Origin of the sequence: Niallia circulans (genome assembly GCF_003726095.1) — a bacterium.
Classification (GTDB): Bacteria; Bacillota; Bacilli; order Bacillales; family Cytobacillaceae; genus Niallia; species Niallia circulans_A.
This window is the reverse complement of sequence record NZ_CP026031.1, coordinates 3,421,819-3,439,441: the sequence shown is the minus strand read 5'-3', so window position 1 is coordinate 3,439,441 and position 17,623 is coordinate 3,421,819. Positions and strand designations below refer to the sequence as shown.

Annotated in this window: 18 protein-coding genes; 6 read left to right on the top strand and 12 right to left on the bottom strand. The window is 38.4% G+C overall.

Features of this window, described 5'->3' with window-relative positions; genetic code table 11:
- Positions 1-10: 10 nt before the first annotated feature.
- Entirely contained in the window at positions 11-1,138 is a 1,128-nt protein-coding gene (locus C2I06_RS16460) for a GntR family transcriptional regulator (RefSeq protein WP_095329643.1), read from the bottom strand.
- A 436-nt stretch (positions 1,139-1,574) separates the two neighbouring features.
- On the opposite strand from C2I06_RS16460, the gene C2I06_RS16455 reads away from it, so the two are divergent.
- The 4 genes from C2I06_RS16455 (at position 1,575) to mgrA (ending at position 6,409) form a co-directional block, all read left to right on the top strand.
- Entirely contained in the window at positions 1,575-2,534 is a 960-nt protein-coding gene (locus tag C2I06_RS16455; RefSeq protein WP_095329644.1) for an acetylxylan esterase, read from the top strand.
- Between the two features lie 244 nt (positions 2,535-2,778).
- Positions 2,779-4,170, top strand: coding sequence for a glycoside hydrolase family 1 protein (locus tag C2I06_RS16450; RefSeq protein ID WP_123258471.1), 1,392 nt, complete (start codon positions 2,779-2,781; stop codon positions 4,168-4,170).
- A 91-nt stretch (positions 4,171-4,261) separates the two neighbouring features.
- On the top strand, positions 4,262-5,137 hold the full coding sequence (locus C2I06_RS16445; RefSeq protein ID WP_123258470.1) for an ROK family protein: 876 nt from the start codon (positions 4,262-4,264) through the stop codon (positions 5,135-5,137).
- A 279-nt stretch (positions 5,138-5,416) separates the two neighbouring features.
- Positions 5,417-6,409 carry an L-glyceraldehyde 3-phosphate reductase gene (gene mgrA, locus C2I06_RS16440; protein WP_123259178.1) on the top strand — a complete coding sequence of 331 codons (993 nt, stop codon included), beginning with the start codon at positions 5,417-5,419 and terminating at the stop codon, positions 6,407-6,409.
- A gap of 420 nt (positions 6,410-6,829) precedes the next feature.
- On the opposite strand, the gene C2I06_RS25120 is transcribed toward mgrA, so the two are convergent.
- The 5 genes from C2I06_RS25120 to C2I06_RS16420 form a co-directional block, all read right to left on the bottom strand.
- On the bottom strand, positions 6,830-6,997 hold the full coding sequence (locus C2I06_RS25120) for a hypothetical protein (protein ID WP_163186384.1): 168 nt from the start codon (positions 6,995-6,997) through the stop codon (positions 6,830-6,832).
- Between the two features lie 452 nt (positions 6,998-7,449).
- Complete coding sequence (locus C2I06_RS16435; RefSeq protein ID WP_095332542.1) at positions 7,450-7,743, bottom strand: MazG-like family protein; 294 nt, start codon at positions 7,741-7,743, stop codon at positions 7,450-7,452.
- A gap of 139 nt (positions 7,744-7,882) precedes the next feature.
- Positions 7,883-8,749: a TetR/AcrR family transcriptional regulator gene (locus C2I06_RS16430; protein WP_095332544.1), complete on the bottom strand. Its 867-nt coding sequence runs from the start codon at positions 8,747-8,749 to the stop codon at positions 7,883-7,885.
- Between the two features lie 158 nt (positions 8,750-8,907).
- A complete protein-coding gene (locus C2I06_RS16425) occupies positions 8,908-9,786 on the bottom strand; it encodes an alpha/beta fold hydrolase (protein WP_095332546.1) in 879 nt (292 codons plus the stop codon).
- Positions 9,787-10,049: 263 nt separating this feature from the next.
- Complete coding sequence (locus C2I06_RS16420; RefSeq protein ID WP_123258469.1) at positions 10,050-11,480, bottom strand: MDR family MFS transporter; 1,431 nt, start codon at positions 11,478-11,480, stop codon at positions 10,050-10,052.
- Between the two features lie 386 nt (positions 11,481-11,866).
- Here C2I06_RS16420 and C2I06_RS16415 point away from each other — a divergent pair, with 386 nt between their 5' ends.
- The gene (locus tag C2I06_RS16415) at positions 11,867-12,775 is read left to right on the top strand and encodes a glycoside hydrolase domain-containing protein (protein WP_123258468.1); all 909 of its coding nucleotides are present in this window, start codon (positions 11,867-11,869) and stop codon (positions 12,773-12,775) included.
- A 78-nt stretch (positions 12,776-12,853) separates the two neighbouring features.
- The gene (locus tag C2I06_RS16410; RefSeq protein ID WP_123258467.1) at positions 12,854-13,846 is read left to right on the top strand and encodes a Gfo/Idh/MocA family protein; all 993 of its coding nucleotides are present in this window, start codon (positions 12,854-12,856) and stop codon (positions 13,844-13,846) included.
- On the opposite strand, the gene C2I06_RS25115 is transcribed toward C2I06_RS16410, so the two are convergent.
- The 6 genes from C2I06_RS25115 to C2I06_RS16390 form a co-directional block, all read right to left on the bottom strand.
- Positions 13,812-14,021 (bottom strand): hypothetical protein, encoded by a 210-nt coding sequence (locus tag C2I06_RS25115; RefSeq protein WP_164463729.1) that lies wholly within the window; start codon positions 14,019-14,021, stop codon positions 13,812-13,814. The genes C2I06_RS16410 and C2I06_RS25115 overlap by 35 nt on opposite strands.
- A gap of 51 nt (positions 14,022-14,072) precedes the next feature.
- The gene (locus tag C2I06_RS16405) at positions 14,073-14,267 is read right to left on the bottom strand and encodes a hypothetical protein (protein WP_123258466.1); all 195 of its coding nucleotides are present in this window, start codon (positions 14,265-14,267) and stop codon (positions 14,073-14,075) included.
- On the bottom strand, positions 14,224-14,406 hold the full coding sequence (locus C2I06_RS25110) for a hypothetical protein (RefSeq protein ID WP_164463728.1): 183 nt from the start codon (positions 14,404-14,406) through the stop codon (positions 14,224-14,226). Before C2I06_RS25110 ends, C2I06_RS16405 begins: the two co-directional genes overlap by 44 nt.
- Positions 14,407-14,551: 145 nt before the next feature.
- Positions 14,552-16,426, bottom strand: coding sequence for a DHA2 family efflux MFS transporter permease subunit (locus tag C2I06_RS16400; RefSeq protein WP_123258465.1), 1,875 nt, complete (start codon positions 16,424-16,426; stop codon positions 14,552-14,554).
- Between the two features lie 9 nt (positions 16,427-16,435).
- Positions 16,436-17,086, bottom strand: coding sequence for an HlyD family secretion protein (locus tag C2I06_RS16395; RefSeq protein WP_095332556.1), 651 nt, complete (start codon positions 17,084-17,086; stop codon positions 16,436-16,438).
- Positions 17,083-17,535: a MarR family winged helix-turn-helix transcriptional regulator gene (locus C2I06_RS16390; RefSeq protein ID WP_047942612.1), complete on the bottom strand. Its 453-nt coding sequence runs from the start codon at positions 17,533-17,535 to the stop codon at positions 17,083-17,085. The genes C2I06_RS16395 and C2I06_RS16390 overlap by 4 nt, the downstream gene beginning before the upstream one ends.
- Positions 17,536-17,623 lie beyond the last annotated feature (88 nt).

The following is a 17,623-nucleotide window of genomic DNA, read 5'->3' as shown; positions in this document are numbered from 1 at the left end:
TCCGCGTGTGTCAATACACGGCGGATCTGTTCTTTTTTACAATGTTAGTGGAGGAACGGATGACTAGTTCTGGTTCATAAATAATCGGGTCTTTCAAGAAAAGCGTGTATTCTTTTCCTTCAATGGCTGCAATTATTCTTCTAGCTGCATCTCTTCCCATATGACTTTTCGGATGGGCGATAGTAGTTAAGGGAAGATTTGGTGAGTCAGCTAATGCAGTATCATCGAAGCCAACAAGGGAGATATCCTCTGGTACAGATAAATGCAATTTTTGTAAAACTTTTTGAACAATAACGGCAATATTATCATTGTAGCAGACGATAGCAGTAGGTATATTCTTTCGATTTGTAAGCGTATTCAAAATTTTCTCCTCCAAACCAGCATGTAATTCTTCTGTTGTAAAAGTAACGACAAGCTCTGGTGCAATCGGAAGCTTTTCATTTCGCAGCGCCTGCAAAAAGCCTTGCATGCGATGAACGCCTTGTAAATCATCTGATTGAAAGAGACCAAGAAGTTGTTCATGCCCAAGCTGGATTAAATGATTTGTTGCCATATATCCGCCTTTTACATCATCCATGATTAAATAGAAGGGAGAAAGCTGCGAATAATATTGATTGATCATTACATAGGGAATATGGCGTTCCTCCAGCTCCAGGTAATAATCTAGATTAGGATTGAAATGACTACTTTTCGTAGGTTCTAAAATAAGCCCATCCATATTCAAATCAAGGAGCTTGCGGATACATAATCGCTCCTTTGCATGATCATTTTCCGTACAAACTAATGTTAAAGTATAGCCTTTTTCTGTTAAATAAGTTTCCATTCCACGGATAATCGATGGAAAAATATAATCAGAAAGATAAGTGGTCATCACCCCAATGTTTTTCCCATTCGCTATTTTCTTACCTTTTCTACTAGCAAAAGGTTCCCCGCAAAAGGTGCCAACACCCTGCTCCCGATAGAGCCATCCCTCATCGACAAGCTCTCCAATCGCTAATCGAACCGTGTGCCTGCTTACATCAAACAGCTTCGAAAGCTCATACTCCGAATAAATCCGATCCCCCGGTTTCACCCGTCCATTGATTACCCAATCCTTTACCGATTCCATCACCATTACCTTTTTTGAATGTCGCCCCATTGTAAGTCCCCCTTTAAATGCAAATCTGTTACTTCTAACAAATGCAGCCAATTCCGCAGATATACATTTTTTATTGTTTTTGTGAAAAGTTTATTGGATTGGAGAGGATGAGGGGGAGCCCACAAGCAAAGTTGACAGAGTCGCAAGTAAAATGGAGAGAGTCGCAAGCAAAAGTAGCAAAACTGCAAACAAAGTTGAATAAACCGCAACAATACCATAAATGCTGCAACCTCATCCTCCATCAGCTCCAACAAAACACATAATCAGCAAGTATACAAAGAAAGTTACTCAATAAAATAGCCAATAACCGCACTTATAATCGAAAAAATACTTCAATAAAAGTTTTGGTTTTACATTAAAAGAAATAAACATAGACATTTACAATTACAAGTATAAACATTATAATGAAAACGATAACAGTTCGGAGGTGTCCTTCATGAAAAAAGAGCAGGTAATCAATGAATATCGAGAATATAAAGGATCTGGTCGAAAGCCCGCGGATTATGATGCGTATTGGGATAAAGCGATACAAGAGCTAGCAGAACAAAGCTTAGATTACGAGTTAGAAAGAGTAGAGATTCCTTCCAAAACGGCAGAGTTTTTCAACTTATATTTTACAGGTGTAAAAGGTGCAAGGATAAGATGCCAATATATCCGCCCGAAAAAAATAGAAGGAAAAGTGCCTGGGATGCTGATGTTTCATGGTTACCATGGCGATAGTGGGGACTTTGGTGATAAGCTTTCCTGGGTAACAGAGGGGTTCGCTGTTCTTGCGATGGATTGTCGCGGGCAAGGCGGAGAGTCAGAAGATAAGACAACGGCGAAAGGAACGACATTAAAAGGATTAATTATCCGCGGGGTCGAAGAAGGACCAGAGAGCCTTTATTATCGAAGCGTATTTTTAGATACTGCTCATGCAGCTAGAATTTTAATGAGCATGGAGGAAGTTGATGAAGAGGCTATTTCTGTTCAAGGTGCCTCACAAGGGGGAGCTTTATCATTAGTCTGTGCAGCACTGGAACCGAGAGTGAAAAAAGTAGTAGTGCAATATCCCTTCCTTAGTGATTATCGCAAAGTATTTGAGTTAGACATTAATTCATCTGCATATGAGGAATTGGCATATTGGTTTCGATTCCGCGACCCAATGCATGACAGAGAAGAGGAGTTTTTCGATACATTAGAATACATTGATTTACAGCATTTGGCACCGAGAATTAAAGCAGAAGTAAAGTGGGCAATTGCGTTAGAAGATGGAGTTTGTCCGCCAGCAACGCAATTTGCTGTGTATAATCAGATTTCTTCACCAAAAGAGATGATCTTCTTCCCAGAGTATGGGCATGAATATTTGCCGAAGCTCGGAGATAGAGTCAGGGGATTTTTGTTAAATCATGAGTAGAATGATTATACTCAAAGAAGAAACACTAGAATTTTATTTATCAAATGGATTAATAGGTTATTTATTTCATGTCATTGAAAAAACATCCTGGCTAGAGCATCTTTATTTTTGGTAAAAGCAAACCGACACTTGATAATTCTCAATACATACTAGAAAGAGAGATTCGTCCTTCTATTAATCAAATAGAGGGGAATCATCCTTTTACTTTAGAGCATATAAGAAAACAATAAGGGAGATTAGTATCATGAAAAAATTTCCGGAAAATTTTTGGTGGGGTGCAGCAACATCTGGGCCGCAGAGTGAAGGCCGTTTTAATAAACAGCATGCGAACGTTTTTGACTACTGGTATGAAACAGAGCCGGAAGTATTCCATAATCATGTAGGACCAGATACAGCATCTAATTTTTACAATAGTTATGTAGAAGATATTGCATTAATGAAAGAGATCAACTTAAACTCTGTTCGTACATCGATTCAGTGGACACGTTTAATTGATGATTTCGAAACAGCAAGCTTAAACGAAGATGGCGTACGGTTTTATAACAATGTAATTGATGAATTTATCAAGCAAGGGATTACACCTGTAATGAACCTGCATCATTTCGATTTGCCTGTCGAGCTGTATCATCAGTATGGCGGCTGGGAATCTAAGCATGTCGTTGATCTTTTTGCCAAGTTTGCTCGCCGCTGCTTTGAATTATTCGGCAATCGCGTGAAGCATTGGTTCACGTTTAATGAGCCAATGGTCATTGTCGATGGGCAATATTTATACCAATTCCATTATCCAAAAGTAGTAGATGGAAAAAAGGCAGTACAGGTGGCATATAACTTGAACCTAGCATCTGCAAAAGCCATTAAAGAATTCCGCGACTTAAAAATGAACGAAAAAGGCGCGAAAATAGGCACAATCTTAAACCTAACTCCGTCCTATCCAGCTAGCGATAAGCCAGAAGATGTGGAAGCAGGAAGAATTGCGGACCTCTGGCGCAATGAAATGTTCTTGCATACAGCCGTTTACGGAGAATTCCCGCCTGCATTAGTGGAACTTTTAACAAAGGATAAAGTAATTTGGGAAGCAACAGAAGAAGAGCTAGCGATTTTAAAAGAAAATACCATTGATACACTTGGGGTAAACTTCTATCATCCTTCGCGCGTAAAAGCACCAGATGTAGCACCAAACAGTGTCGGGGACTGGATGCCAGATCGCTATTACGATCATTACGCCATGCCTGGGCGTCGTATGAACTTGGATAAAGGATGGGAAATATTCCCAAAGGCGCTATACGATATTGCCATCAATATTCGTGATAACTATAAAAATATCGAATGGTTTGTATCAGAGAATGGCATGGGCGTTTCCCGTGAGGAACGTTTCTTAAATGAAGAAGGCGTAATCGAGGATGATTACCGCATTGGATTTATTCAAGAACATTTGGAATGGGTTCATAAGGGAATCGAGGAGGGCTCTAATTGTTATGGCTATCATTTATGGACTCCAATCGATTGTTGGAGCTGGATGAATGCCTATCGCAACCGCTATGGATTTATTTCAAACAATATTCATACCCAAGTGAAAACTATTAAGAAATCGGGTTATTGGATTAAAGAAGTAAGTGCCAAGAATGGGATTGAATAATTAGGAAGAAGATCATCGCTTAATTTTTGCGGTGATCTTTTCTTAAAGCATATAATAAAAGTGAAAGCGTACACAAATGGAGGGTGTTCAAATGTCCTTATTAGTAATGGATATAGGCGGGTCTTCCGTCAAGTTTGCTGTCTGGGAAAAAGAACAGCTAGTGGACAAAGGCTCTTTCATCACACCAAAAATGTGGGATGTGATGAAACAAGAAATGATGCAGTTAAAAGAAAAAATGGACGCAAAATACACTATTGAGGGCATTGCAATTAGTGCTCCAGGTGCGGTGAATCAAAGAAAAGGAGTGATTGAAGGGGCAAGTGCTGTTCCTTATATTCACCACTTTCCGGTTATATTCGAGTTAGAGGAACTATTTGGCTGTCCTGTTTCCATGGAAAATGATGCAAACTGTGCAGGTCTGGCGGAAGTATGGAAAGGTGCCGCTCGTGGAATGCAGAATGTTCTGTTCGTAGTTATTGGTTCGGGAATTGGCGGTGCAGTTATTGTGGATGGAAAAATTCGTCATGGGAAGCATCTATTTGGAGGCGAGTTTGGATACATGCTGCTAAAAGAGGATAAAACCTTTAGTGACCTAGGGACGGCTGTCAATATGGCGAAACGCTATTCCAAGAGAATGGGATTAGAAACTCCGTTAAGCGGCAAAGAAGTATTCGAACTCGCCGAACAAGGAGATAAGGCAGCAAAAGAAGAAGTAGAAACGTTCTATCACTATTTGGCAACAGGCATCTACAATCTGCAGTATAGCTTCGATCCGGAAAAAATCATAATTGGCGGCGGTGTCTCTGCTAAGGAAGGCTTACTAGACGAGTTGAACGTTCATCTTGCCAGAGTAGTAGAAAGCACAAAAATCGCTCCATTCATTCCCGACGTAGCTATATGCGATTTTCAAAATGATGCCAATTTAATTGGTGCTGTTTATAATTATGAGCTTGTTTTTGGAAAGTAGGAAATGGAAAGTGCGGAGTCGCAAGTAAGTGTGAGGAAGGCGCAAGCAAAGTGTGGAGAGCCGCAAGGAAACTCGCAAGAACTGCAAATAAACGGACAAAACCCACAAGTAATCTAGTGAATCGCGCAAACAAACTTTCGTAGCTCTCAAACTAACTGGCATAGTATCGCCGAAGTAGCCGCTGACCATTAAACAACGATTAAGATTCAATATATTGCTAGTCCACAATATTATTTTTTTCAAAAAATAGTAGTTAAAATAATGGGAGAAGAGGGACGAATTATGTATATGGCAAATGAAAATAGGTATGAAAAGATGATCTACAATCGTGTGGGGAAGAGTGGATTGAAATTATCGGCGCTATCACTGGGGCTGTGGCATAATTTTGGGGGTGTCGATTTATTTGAAAATAGTCGTGCTCTTGTAAGAAGAGCGTTTGATTTGGGGATTACGCATTTTGACTTGGCGAATAACTATGGGCCGCCTGCTGGTAGTGCGGAGGAGAATTTTGCAAGAATCTTAGAAAAGGATTTACAGCCGTATCGGGATGAGCTGATTATCTCCACAAAAGCAGGATATGGGATGTGGGCTGGTCCTTATGGTGATGGTGGCTCGAAGAAATATTTAGTGGCTAGTCTTGATCAAAGCTTAAAGCGGATGGGGCTTGATTATGTGGATATTTATTATCACCATCGTCCAGATGAGGAAACGCCATTAGAGGAGACGGCCGAGGCTTTGGACTTATTGGTCCGTCAAGGTAAAGCGTTATATGTTGGTGTTTCCAACTATTCATCGGAGCAAACAAGAGAAATCGCGCGGATTTTTGAAGAGAAAAAAACGCCATTCATTATTCATCAGCCTTCTTACAGCATGTTTAATCGCTGGATCGAGGATGGATTGAAGGATGTTTTAGTGGAAAAACAGCTTGGAGCGATTGCCTTCAGTCCACTTGCTCAAGGATTATTGACAGACCGCTATTTAAATGGCATTCCTGAGGATTCTCGTGCCAATCGGGAAACGGGACTATGGCTGCATAAAGAAAATGTGGATCAGACGATCGATAAAGTCAGAGCTTTAAACAATATTGCGAAAGAACGAGGGCAAACCCTTGCCGAAATGGCCGTGGCCTGGATTTTGCGTGATGGCATTGTCACAAGTGTACTGATTGGCGCAAGCAAGGTAAGCCAAATTGAAGACAATGTGAAGGCACTGGATAATATTCGTTTTAGTGCGGAAGAGCTTGCTGCTATTGATAAGGTGCTAAAAGGATAAAGAGAAAACCACTGCTGGAGCAGTGGTTTTCTCTTTAATTAGCTAAGCGTTTGATCATTTCTAAACACATTCTTGCATTATGATAGGGACATTTCCAGGAATCGACGATATTTTCTTGTGTTTGATACTTTTCATCGCGGAGGGAAGAAATAACTTCGCCGTCTGCGTCAATGCGGGAGTACCATTCACCGCCCTCGCGCTTATCCTGGATAGTTGCTTGAATGTATTTCCATACATCCTCACTATACATTAAATAGTTTGGGATATTAGACGTTGCGGAAGCCGATTACCGTTTTTTATCGACTTACACCAATTAGAACAACTTGTTTATGGCATTATGTTTGTCTATATTTCCTATTTCATTGCTGAAAACCTAAATAAAAATGGGGGAAGAGGATGCTATCCATGTTCCCCGTTAATTTATAAATGAAAGGTATTTTTTTTCAAACGAGCAATAATATACTCTCCTTGCAGAAGCATAAATAGAAAAAACAATGGGATGGCAAGAAAGACGAGTTTACGGTGCCATTGTAAGTTGCGATGAAGGAGAAATGCCGAAAACAAGTTAGTCAGCAGAAAATTAGTCATAAAAAAATCACCCTTTTTTCTCTTAGTGTGATAAGAAAGAGTGATTTTTATTCAGGAGTCAGCAGCTGCGATAGCTTAAAGTGCAGACCGACATGTTGGGAACACAGGCATATCTAGCTTTTTCCCATATGTATTGGATTGTATAGCATTCATTCTATCTCATAAATAAGACTTCGTTGAATATTAGAGGAAAAAAATATATATTTGGAATAACATGACAAGAAAACGGCCTTTATTATTATATTTTTATCGTTTAAATCCTATAGTTAGGAATTTTCTTATTCTAATCAAAGACTCACTAGTCCAGTATTAAGAATCAAAGCTCTTTGAAAAATTTATTTGCTGCGTTGTAAAGGCATTTTGACAAAAGAAGTAATTACCACTCCAACCTTTATTCCGAGCTGGTATTATCTGTTCATTTCAACAGACTCGCTATAGCACAGGCTTTTTGTTTAACTTATTTTGTTTTCCCATTTATTCATTTTTTTATCTAGTAAGTCATACAGCTCTTCTTCTTGATTAGAAAGCTTATAAAATAATGATAAAGCAACAAGGAGAGTATCAACACATTCTTCCTTAATGTCTTCTTTATTGAGCTGTTTATAGTCGCTTCCACTTGCATTTGAATAAGAAAGCACAGCCTGCGACACTTCCCCAGCTTCTTCTGATAACTTTAATGCCATTTGCTCCAGTGTCTTTGGCTCCAAGTTACTCAGCTTCCTTACTCTCTCTAAGTAGTTGTTCATGGTATTCTCTCCTTACACTTATTTAAATATAGGTTAGTTAAATCCATTGATAGCCTTCAATTTATTAAGGTAGGATAGCGCTTTTCAATTAGCTACACTGCTGATTTATATAAAAAAGTGTGTTACATAACATTTAACATTATTGATAAATATCTTTTTGCGTATGGATAATGTCAAATAATTCTTTCAATATATTTTGATAAGATAAATCTGTGGAGGAAGATAGTGTCTGTAATTGACGAATAGCACCTTCACAAACACCCCATCTTGTATAAGAACTTTGAGTTTCTTCTAAAATAAAACTTATTAATTCTTTTTGCTCTTGTGATAATTCATCCCAACTTATACACTTGTCAAGTAATTTTCTTATTTCCCTAATAGCTGATTCTTGATCGTCGGCTGAATTAGCTGATTTATACGGAAATAAAACTTGATTCGTTTGTTTTGTAATCTCAATGTTATTTTCTAAACGTAAAATATTATAATCTAGAATATCAGAACTACTTATATTCAGCTTTATTTGATCGGAATATCTAAACTGATAACCTAAACTTCCAATAAAATGTGTGGATAAATCCATTGCACTTTTTTCGATCTCTTTTCCATAAACGTCTATTAAGCGTTTTGACAGCCAATTTAGTTCTTTATAATGTCTTTCTTGCATGTAACTTTGTAATTCTTCATCATTTTCGCCCAAAGAGATATTATACAATTCCGAGATTTTCTCCGTCCCATAAATGGAGTGCTTTACTCGAAGCTGGGAATGAAATAGCTGTTTATCATATGGACTTCCTTCCAGCAATAACGTATCTTGTTGTTCGTCAACTTTTTCGTCAACTTTTTGAATAATAGAAAGAATCAATTGTGATTTTGTAGAGAAGTAATTATAAAATGTACTTTTGGAAACTTTTGCTTGTTCCAAGATATCTTGGATTGCAGTATCATGATAGCCTTTTGTTCGAAATAATTGTTTAGCTGCTTCAATGATTTTTTCTTTTTTACTCATACAATTTTAACTCCTTAAAATATGATGGTTATCATTATAATACCAATCTACCATAAAAACAGACTTGAGTACAGAAAAATAAACTTCGGTTTATTTTTAAGAGAGGATGAAAAGATAAAAGCCCCTCATGTAATATCAATAAGGGCTTTTATCTTTTTCTATTTATTAAAAAAATTTAAGACGCGATTATTAATTTGTTCTGGCTTCTCCATCGACATCAAATGACCTACTCCTTTTATAATCTCTGTCATAATATGAGGAGAGGAGTTCTTGGCACGATTAAAAGCTTCCACAGGATCATACATTACTTCTTCTTCTCCAAGTAACAGAAGAAGTTGAGTCTGAATTTGAGCTAATTCCTCATCCTCAAATACATAGGGGAATGCTTGTTTCACCTGAGTTGCTTTTGGTGGAGAAGACACAGTGTCCTTCATTCCAGCTATTAATTGTTGTTTTATTAGAGGGTCAACTGTATAACGGTTGCCAAAAATCCAGTTTAAAAAGTTGTTAACTCCTGCTTCATTACTAACCAATCCGATAGCGTAAGAATAGAATTCAGGCTGAAAAGGAATATAAGTAGCAGCTGGGCTCATAATAACAGCTTTATTCACCTTATCAGGGAAAAAGGTCAAGAAATTAACCGTATGTAAAGCACCATAGGATAAACCTACAATATTTGTTTTAGCAATTTTCAAAGAGTCTAGTACTTCATTTAACCAAGAGGCATAGCTTAATCGATTAGAGAATGGTTTCTCTGCAATGCTTTTATTTGTATCACCTAAAATATCAATACAAATGACTCTATAATGCTTACTCCATTCTGCCACATTTGGATACCACATGGTCGAACTCATTTTAGCACCATGCAAAAGGAGTAGTGGGGGAGACAACTTATCTCCACTCTCAATTATATAGGTCTTTCCATAAGACGTTTCTACAAAATAAGAGGAAAATTGTGTTGGCCATAATGCTTTTAATACGTTATCGTAAGATTGAATGTATGTACTTTTTGGGTCGTCTGACTTTAAATGATTCATTTGAATTCCTCCACATAGTTGTTTTTACTAAAACTCACCAATCGTTTTAGTTAAGTTTTAAGAAATAAATTATGACTGATTTTAGATCACTGTTTGTTAAGAGTTCTTAAGTTACAAATAGATTAATAGATGGAACTTTTGTAAGTCGATTTAAATAATTCCCCAATATCTCTAAATTTCAAAGCTATATCGAATTTCCAGATATCCTTTCTCCTTTTAAAAAAGTACCCATAAGGCAGATGACTTAATAGAAGAGATACTGTTTATTCAGCTTTATTCGATGGAGACTTTATAAAAAAACATAGTATAAATGCGATGACGATTAGAATTAAGCCGGATATAAAGGCATTCTTAAGACCATTCAACAACGGAATAAAGGAAGAGTCTTCGTAATAGCTTGAATATTTGGTCACAGTAGCCGACATAACTCCAACCATGACTGCGGAGCCTAGTGAGGCAAACACTTGTCGAACAGTATTATTTATTGCAGAACCGTGACTTATCAAATCATTAGATAACGCATTTATTCCCGCAGTGGCTAACGGCATCATGACAAATCCCATACCTAGCATTCTAAATGAATAAAGACAAACAATCCACCAAGTAGCTGTATTGTTAGAGAGGTATAAGAATGGAAAAGTTGCTGCCGCTAGAATGAACATGCCCATTATTGATATTTTTTTAACGCCATACTTATCAAATAATTTCCCTGATATTGGAGAAATAATACCCAGTACAATCGCACCAGGAAGCAATATTAGCCCCGATTGAAGTGCTGAGAAGCTCTTTATAGTTTGTGTATAAATAGGTAAAAGAATTTCAAATCCAATCATTGTCATAAAAATAATAGAAACGATCATTGTAGACAATGTAAATGTTCTACTTTTAAAAACTTGTAACTCCAAAAAAGGTTGGGTGAGTTTAAATTGTCGATGGGAAAATAAGATTATGATTAGGAGACCAGCTATGCAAGAGAACCCTGTAATTTTATTTTGCCACCCTATATTACCTGCAACGCTAATCCCATATAGAAGGGAACCTAAACCTAAGCTACTAAGTATAATAGAAAGGATATCAATCTTCGGTTTATTTAAATTAATGACGTTTTTCAAATAGAAGCATGCCAGCAACATGTTAATCACAGCAATTGGGAGAATAATATAAAATAAGTATCGCCAATTAAAATAATCAACAATCCACCCAGATAAAGTAGGAGCAATAGCGGGAGCAAATGCAATAACAATTCCTACTAACCCCATAGCCTCTCCTCGTCGTTCAACCGGATATACTAAAAACATTAATGTCTGCATTAAAGGAATAATCAATCCTGAACCAACCGCCTGGATGATACGTCCTAATAACAGTATGTTATATGTAGGGCTGAGAGCACAAATTACTGTGCCTATTACAAAGCTTACCATTGCTGTCATATATAATGTTCTATTATTTATTGTATTTAACAAAAATGCTGAAGTGGGAATCATGATGCCACTGATCAACATAAATGCAGTAATGAGCCATTGTGCGTTAATAGCACTAATGTCTAAGTCAACCATTATCTTTGGCAAAGCTGTGACCAATAACGTTTGGTTTATGATAGTTAAAAAAGTACCAATCATTAAAACGATGACAAATCCGGCTCTACTAAATGGATTTCCATTAATGTCAATTGGATGTGTTCTAATATTTGTCATTCTTCTTATCCACCTTTTTTTATAAAATTGTACTAAAGTATATTTTTTTGAACTCGAGTACAATATCATGATAAAAGTGAATAACAAAGATGTCAATAACTTTTTTGATCCGGCACCACTATTTGATGAGCAAAATTAGGACTGGATACGACTTCCAGTTGCCGTTTATTCATACTCTTTAATGATTCTTAAATAGCAACAAAGAATAACTTTCTTTTCTCGCCAATATAGATAGGATGAAAGAGATAGCTCATTGCAGAATTTTTTCCCGTTTTTCTTTCCAAGATAATAGTTTCACTACATGACGACATGCATTTACAGATGGAAAAGGTGCTGACCATTTATTTGCTTTTTTTCTATATAAAAAGAAAAAGGAGTGGGTCAGAATGACAATAGGCTTTGATTGTGCTACCAAATTAACAGAGAAAATGGCAAAAGACTTGTATGGAGCAGGATTTCGTTATGCCGCACGCTATTTAGGGGATAGCTGGAAGTCCTTTAATAAGAAAGAGGCTGAAGTGATTCAGAAGGCAGGAATAAAGCTAATTAGTATTTTTCAAAAAAGCGCTAATAAGATTTCCTATTTTACAGAAAAGCAAGGAACAGTAGATGGGAAGGACGCAGAAAAGTGGGCAAAGGCAGTTGGACAGCCGGCAGGAACCGCTATTTACTTTGCAGTTGATTGTGAGGTTACAGGAAAGCAAATGGCACAAATCCAAGCTTACACTGCGGCTGTGAAAAAGGAACTAAAATCCTACAAAATAGGCGTATACGGTTCCTATGGAGTAATGCATGCCATGAAGGGGGAAGTTGATTACTTATGGCAGACCTATGCATGGTCACGGGGAGAAGTCGCTCCCTTTATTCATATGTATCAACATGAAAATAATATCATCCTAGAAGGCGTCAACATTGACCGGAATCAGATTATGCAAAGTCCTGGACACTGGGGAGCAGACAAAATGCAGGCGAATAAGTACACTGTTCAGCAGGAAACAGGTGCCTTTCTAACAGCAGCAGATGCTAAAGCTGGCCAAAATAAAAAGGGAATCGTCAAGCCAGGAACATACTCGATTTTTAACACATCCCAAGGAATGATAAATGTCACGAAAATAGCAGGAAAACCGGGGGCATGGATTAACCCGCAGCAAGAAACAGTCCACATCGTCTCCAGTGGTGAAACGTTAACGAAAATTGCCAAAATCTATGGAACAAGCCTATCATCCATCCAAGCAAAAAATCCACAGATTAAAAATGTGGACCTTATTTACCCTGGGCAAGCGATAAAAATCTGAATTGACTAGACATATTTTGTGGAAAATGAAGGGTTTTCAAAGGCGAAGAGCGAATAAAAAGGTGAGGTGAAAAAATAGATGAAAAAGATAGAAAAAGAAGTTCGATGGGGAATTATTGGCTGTGGAGATGTGACAGAAGTAAAAAGTGGACCAGGCTTTCAACTAGCTGAAAACTCAAAGCTAGTGGCAGTTATGCGCCGCAATGGTGAATTGGCTAAGGATTATGCGGAGCGTCATCATGTTTCCAAATGGTATGACGATGGAGAAGCGCTAATAAATGATCCAGATGTCGATGCTATTTATGTCGCTACTCCACCAGCTTTTCATAAAGAATATGCACTTCTTGCCGCAAAAGCAGGGAAACCAGTGTATGTTGAAAAACCAATGGCAAGAAATTATCAAGAGTGCCTAGAGATGATTGAAGCATGTAAACAAGCAGATGTGCCTTTATATGTTGCCTATTATCGACGTGCACTTCCTCGTTTTCTAAAAATAAAAGAAATAGTCGACAGCGGTGTGCTTGGGGATATTCGCTTTGTGCGAACAATCCAATACCAGCCACCTTTAAAAGATGATCAAGCATGGAGAGTGCAGCCAGAACTTGCAGGCGGTGGACTATTCCTTGATTTAGCGAGCCATACATTGGATATTCTGGATTTTCTGCTTGGACCGATTAAGGAGGCAGAAGGATTCGCAACCAACCAAAATGGCAGCTACGAAGCAGAAGACATGGTGACCGGCAATTATCTATTTGAATCAGGTGTGCATGGAACAGGGACATGGTGTTTTGGCGCCTATGACCATATGGACGAAAACGAAATTGTCGGAAGCAAAGGGAAACTGACTTTTGCAACCTTTGGGAATGGTCCCATTACGTTAACAACCTCAGAAGGAATGGAAGAGTGGGTAATCGAAAATCCACGTCATATTCAGCAGCATATGATTCAATTGATGGTGGATGAGTTAACTGGAAAAGGCACTAGTCCAAGCACAGGCGTAAGTGGAGCAAGAACCAACTGGGTAATGGATCAGCTGATTAAAGGGTATTATGGGGAAAAGGCATCTCGTTGAGAGGTGCTTTTTGTGTGGCAGCGCTGACTTTGTTTTGGCTGATATTTTCCAAGTTTGGCTGATTCTCTCTGTACTTTGGCTGATATTTTCCAAGTTTGGCTGATACCCTCTGTACTTTGGCTGATAAATCCCAAGTTTGGCTGATTCTCTCTGTACTTTGGCTGATATTTTCCAAGTTTGGCTGATTACCTCTGAGCTTTGGCTGATATTTTCCAAGTTTGGCTGATTACCTCTGAGCTTTGGCTGATATTTTCCAAGTTTGGCTGATAGCCTCTGTGTTTTGGCTGATATTTTCCAAGTTTGGCTGATTCTCTCTGTACTTTGGCTGATATTTTCCAAGTTTGGCTGATTCTCTCTGTACTTTGGCTGATAAATTCTCAGTTTGGCTGATTCTCTCTGTACTTTGGCTGATATTTTCCAAGTTTGGCTGATACCCTCTGTACTTTGGCTGATAAATCCCCAGTTTGGCTGATACCCTCTGTACTTTGGCTGATTCGCCCCTTACTTTGGCTGATATCTGTCAAAGTTTGGCTAAAAAACCGGTTATTTTTGCTGATCATCTCCTCTATTTCAGCATATTAATGACAATATTGCTAAAAAATTAACTTTCTATCTTACGACACTCTTTCATAAACCAGTTTTCTTTTCAAAAAATAAAATCCCGAAGCACCATCTTCTGCTTCGGGATTTTTCCTATTTTTAACTTTATTTCGAACTTGCAGTAGCTCTTCGGATAAAAAACGATAGCACTAATGCAACACTCGCAATAATTGTAGCTACAATAAAAGCGTCATTAATTCCGCTGATTGTAGATGCTTGAGTTGCTTTTCCATAAATCGTAGAAATCGCTAGGGTTTGGCCTGCTCCAGTCGGAAGTCCTGTGAGACCAGCTAAGCCTTGACCAAGCTGAGCTAATTTCTCTGCAATATATGGGTTGGCAGACGAGATAATGTTGTTATAGTTATCTAAATGAAAAGCGGTACGATTAGTCATAACTGTGATTAAGAAGGCAGTACCAATACTTCCCGCAACCGTTCTTGCTGTATTGGAGACAGCAGTCCCATGGCTTGTTAAGCTTAATGGAAGCTGGTTCATTCCCTCTGTCATTACCGTCATCATAATAAACGACATCCCGAACATCCGGAAAATATAAAGCATCATGAGATGAGAATAAGATGTCTGCATCGTTAATTGAGTGAAGCCCCATGTGGTGAGAACCGTAATGACTAAACCGATGATCGCTAGTGGTCTTGCCCCGAAGCGGTCAAAAAGTTTACCGGAAATTGGTGACATGATTCCCATCACAATCGCACCTGGCAACATTAATAATCCTGAATCGAGGGCAGTGAAGCCACGGATATTCTGCAAATAGATTGGTAAAAGCAGCATTGCCGCAAACATTGCCATATTGACAATCATGCTTACTAATGTTGTTAAAGTAAAGATACTATATTTGAATACACGTAAGTCCACCATTGGCGCTTCTGTTGTCAGTTCTCTCCAGACGAAGAGGCATAAGAAGATTACTCCGATAACAAGAGAAAGAACAACTACTCTGCTATCCCAGCCGTTATTTCCTGCTTCACTGAAACCATAAAGTAAGGAGCCTAGGCCGACTGTACAAGTGATAAAGCCAATTGTATCAAAGACTGGATTGGATACTTTCGTTACATCCTTCATCCACAGAATAGCGATAATTAAATCGAGAATGCCAATTGGAATAACAAGCTCGAATAAAACTCTCCAAGAATAATGACCGATTAACCAGCCTGATAAAGTTGGCCCAATGGCTGGGGCGAAAATCATAACGACGCCCATAATTCCCATTGCTGTTCCGCGTTTTTCGGGCGGAAAAATAATTAAAAAGACGGTCATTAAAAGTGGCATTAGTAAACCGGCACCTGCTGCTTGGATGATACGCCCAATTAGGAGCATCGAAAATCCAACAGAGGTTGCACAGACAATGGATCCGATAGTAAACGCGGAGATTGCTGAAATCAGCAGTTTCCGTGTTCCTAGTTTATTGATTAAAAATGGGGTGATTGGGATAAACACTCCATTTGTCAGCATATATCCAGTGGACAGCCATTGGACAGTACTTGTTGATACATTTAAATCGTTCATGATATGTGGAATGGCCACATTTAGTAAAGTTTGGTTCAGAATAGCGACAAATGCACCTAGCATGAGGGCAATAATCACTTTGCCGCGGTGGATTTCTTCGCCCATTTCAAGTGGTTTATAAGGCGCTTTTGCTGTTTTTGATTCTTTGGCCACAGCTGCTGGCTCCTCTTCATCCGCTATTTCGTTAGATTCGACCGCATTAGCAAGGCGTTCCTCTTCATCGGATATTCCTTCATTTGTTTCCATTGCTTCTGCTACGCCATCTTCTTTCTTCGATGGCTCTTCTTGTTTCACCATCTCTGATTTTGTAAGGGATGACGCAGTGTCATTTTCCTTCTTGGCATCTTCCATAACGCGGTTTGGTTCTGCTACTGTCTTCTTTTTTCGTAAAAGAAGATTGATGATCAGCAGGAGGAGGATGCTTCCTATAATATAGCTTGTGATGTAAGTGGTCATATCCATCACCTACTTATGAATTCTTACGGAAACGTTCATACCTGGAATTAGTTTTAGTCCGCCGTAGTTATCGATAGAGATTGTTACCGGAACTACTTGTGTTTCTTTTGTATAGTTTCCTGAGCTGTTGTTGCTTGGCAGAAGGGAGAATGTTCCTGCTGTTGCAAGTCCCAAGCTGTCTACTTTCCCTGTTAAAACAGTCTCTGGGAAGGCATCTACATATAAATCAACTTCTTGGCCAACTTTTACTTTGTTAATATCTGTTTCATCGACATTTGCTGTTACCCATAGATTTTCTAAATCATAGCTTTTAGCAAGGGAAGTTCCTGCAGCAACAAATGTATTTGGAACAGCGCTAGATTGAACAAGGGTACTATCTTCTGGAACGGTAATATCCATTTTATTTGTACCTGATTCTGTTACAACTTCTACAGTACCAATTTTTTGGTTTTTGTTAAAAGAAGTACCTGCTTCGCCTTTCCAGTCCGTTAATTTCCCTGTTGCTGGTGATGCGATGCTGATTTGTTGTCCAGCAATTTGTGCATTATCTGTTTTGATATAGGAAACAGATTGATCGTAGAAGTAATAGCCGGCAAACCCTCCGCCAACTAACACAATCAATAGGATAATATTTAATAAAATCATGCGTTTACTATTCATGGTTGTTCCTCCTCAATTTCATTTAAAATGGTCAGTATTTTTTCATTTAGCTCAAGTAATTTGTTTATGTCTTCCTCTGGAAGCTGCATAACTTCTCTCACTTTGCCCGCTAGAATGGAAGTTCCGGCGAAATATTGCTGCATGACGTGCTGACCTTCTGCAGTTAGTTGGATGTTGACCGATCGACGATTGTTTTCAGGAATGGTTCGTTCAATTAATTGTCGTTGGGATAGTCGATCGATAACGCCACTAACGGTGCTTTTGGTTAAAGATAGTTTTGTTGCAAGTTCTCCAATGCCGATATTAGGGCAGAAATAAATTCTGTACAGTGTCTTTAGCTGCACGGCTGTTAAATCCAGTTTCTTCGCATCAAGGTGCACTAGGTGGTTATAGGCTTTATTAATGCGAGAATAGGAGCGGATTAATTCATTATTTAACGACCCGTTCATCTGAAATTTTTCTCCCTTTCTAATAGTTTTTATCAGAACTGTTCGTATGCGAACTATTGGATTTTCGCATATTTTTTTAAAGAAGTCA

Bases quoted from the DNA above. Each gene is read 5' to 3' on its own strand.
- C2I06_RS16435 (WP_095332542.1), bottom strand. From the start codon at position 7,743: ATGAACAACTACTTAGAGAGAGTAAGGAAGCTGAGTAACTTGGAGCCA.
- C2I06_RS25120 (WP_163186384.1), bottom strand. From the start codon at position 6,997: ATGACTAATTTTCTGCTGACTAACTTGTTTTCGGCATTTCTCCTTCAT.
- C2I06_RS16410 (WP_123258467.1), top strand. From the start codon at position 12,854: ATGAAAAAGATAGAAAAAGAAGTTCGATGGGGAATTATTGGCTGTGGA.
- C2I06_RS16425 (WP_095332546.1), bottom strand. From the start codon at position 9,786: ATGAATCATTTAAAGTCAGACGACCCAAAAAGTACATACATTCAATCT.
- C2I06_RS16455 (WP_095329644.1), top strand. From the start codon at position 1,575: ATGAAAAAAGAGCAGGTAATCAATGAATATCGAGAATATAAAGGATCT.
- C2I06_RS16390 (WP_047942612.1), bottom strand. From the start codon at position 17,535: ATGAACGGGTCGTTAAATAATGAATTAATCCGCTCCTATTCTCGCATT.
- C2I06_RS16400 (WP_123258465.1), bottom strand. From the start codon at position 16,426: ATGACCACTTACATCACAAGCTATATTATAGGAAGCATCCTCCTCCTG.
- C2I06_RS16395 (WP_095332556.1), bottom strand. From the start codon at position 17,086: ATGAATAGTAAACGCATGATTTTATTAAATATTATCCTATTGATTGTG.
- C2I06_RS25110 (WP_164463728.1), bottom strand. From the start codon at position 14,406: ATGATCAGCAAAAATAACCGGTTTTTTAGCCAAACTTTGACAGATATC.
- C2I06_RS16415 (WP_123258468.1), top strand. From the start codon at position 11,867: ATGACAATAGGCTTTGATTGTGCTACCAAATTAACAGAGAAAATGGCA.
- C2I06_RS16430 (WP_095332544.1), bottom strand. From the start codon at position 8,749: ATGAGTAAAAAAGAAAAAATCATTGAAGCAGCTAAACAATTATTTCGA.
- C2I06_RS16445 (WP_123258470.1), top strand. From the start codon at position 4,262: ATGTCCTTATTAGTAATGGATATAGGCGGGTCTTCCGTCAAGTTTGCT.
- C2I06_RS16420 (WP_123258469.1), bottom strand. From the start codon at position 11,480: ATGACAAATATTAGAACACATCCAATTGACATTAATGGAAATCCATTT.
- C2I06_RS16460 (WP_095329643.1), bottom strand. From the start codon at position 1,138: ATGGGGCGACATTCAAAAAAGGTAATGGTGATGGAATCGGTAAAGGAT.
- C2I06_RS16450 (WP_123258471.1), top strand. From the start codon at position 2,779: ATGAAAAAATTTCCGGAAAATTTTTGGTGGGGTGCAGCAACATCTGGG.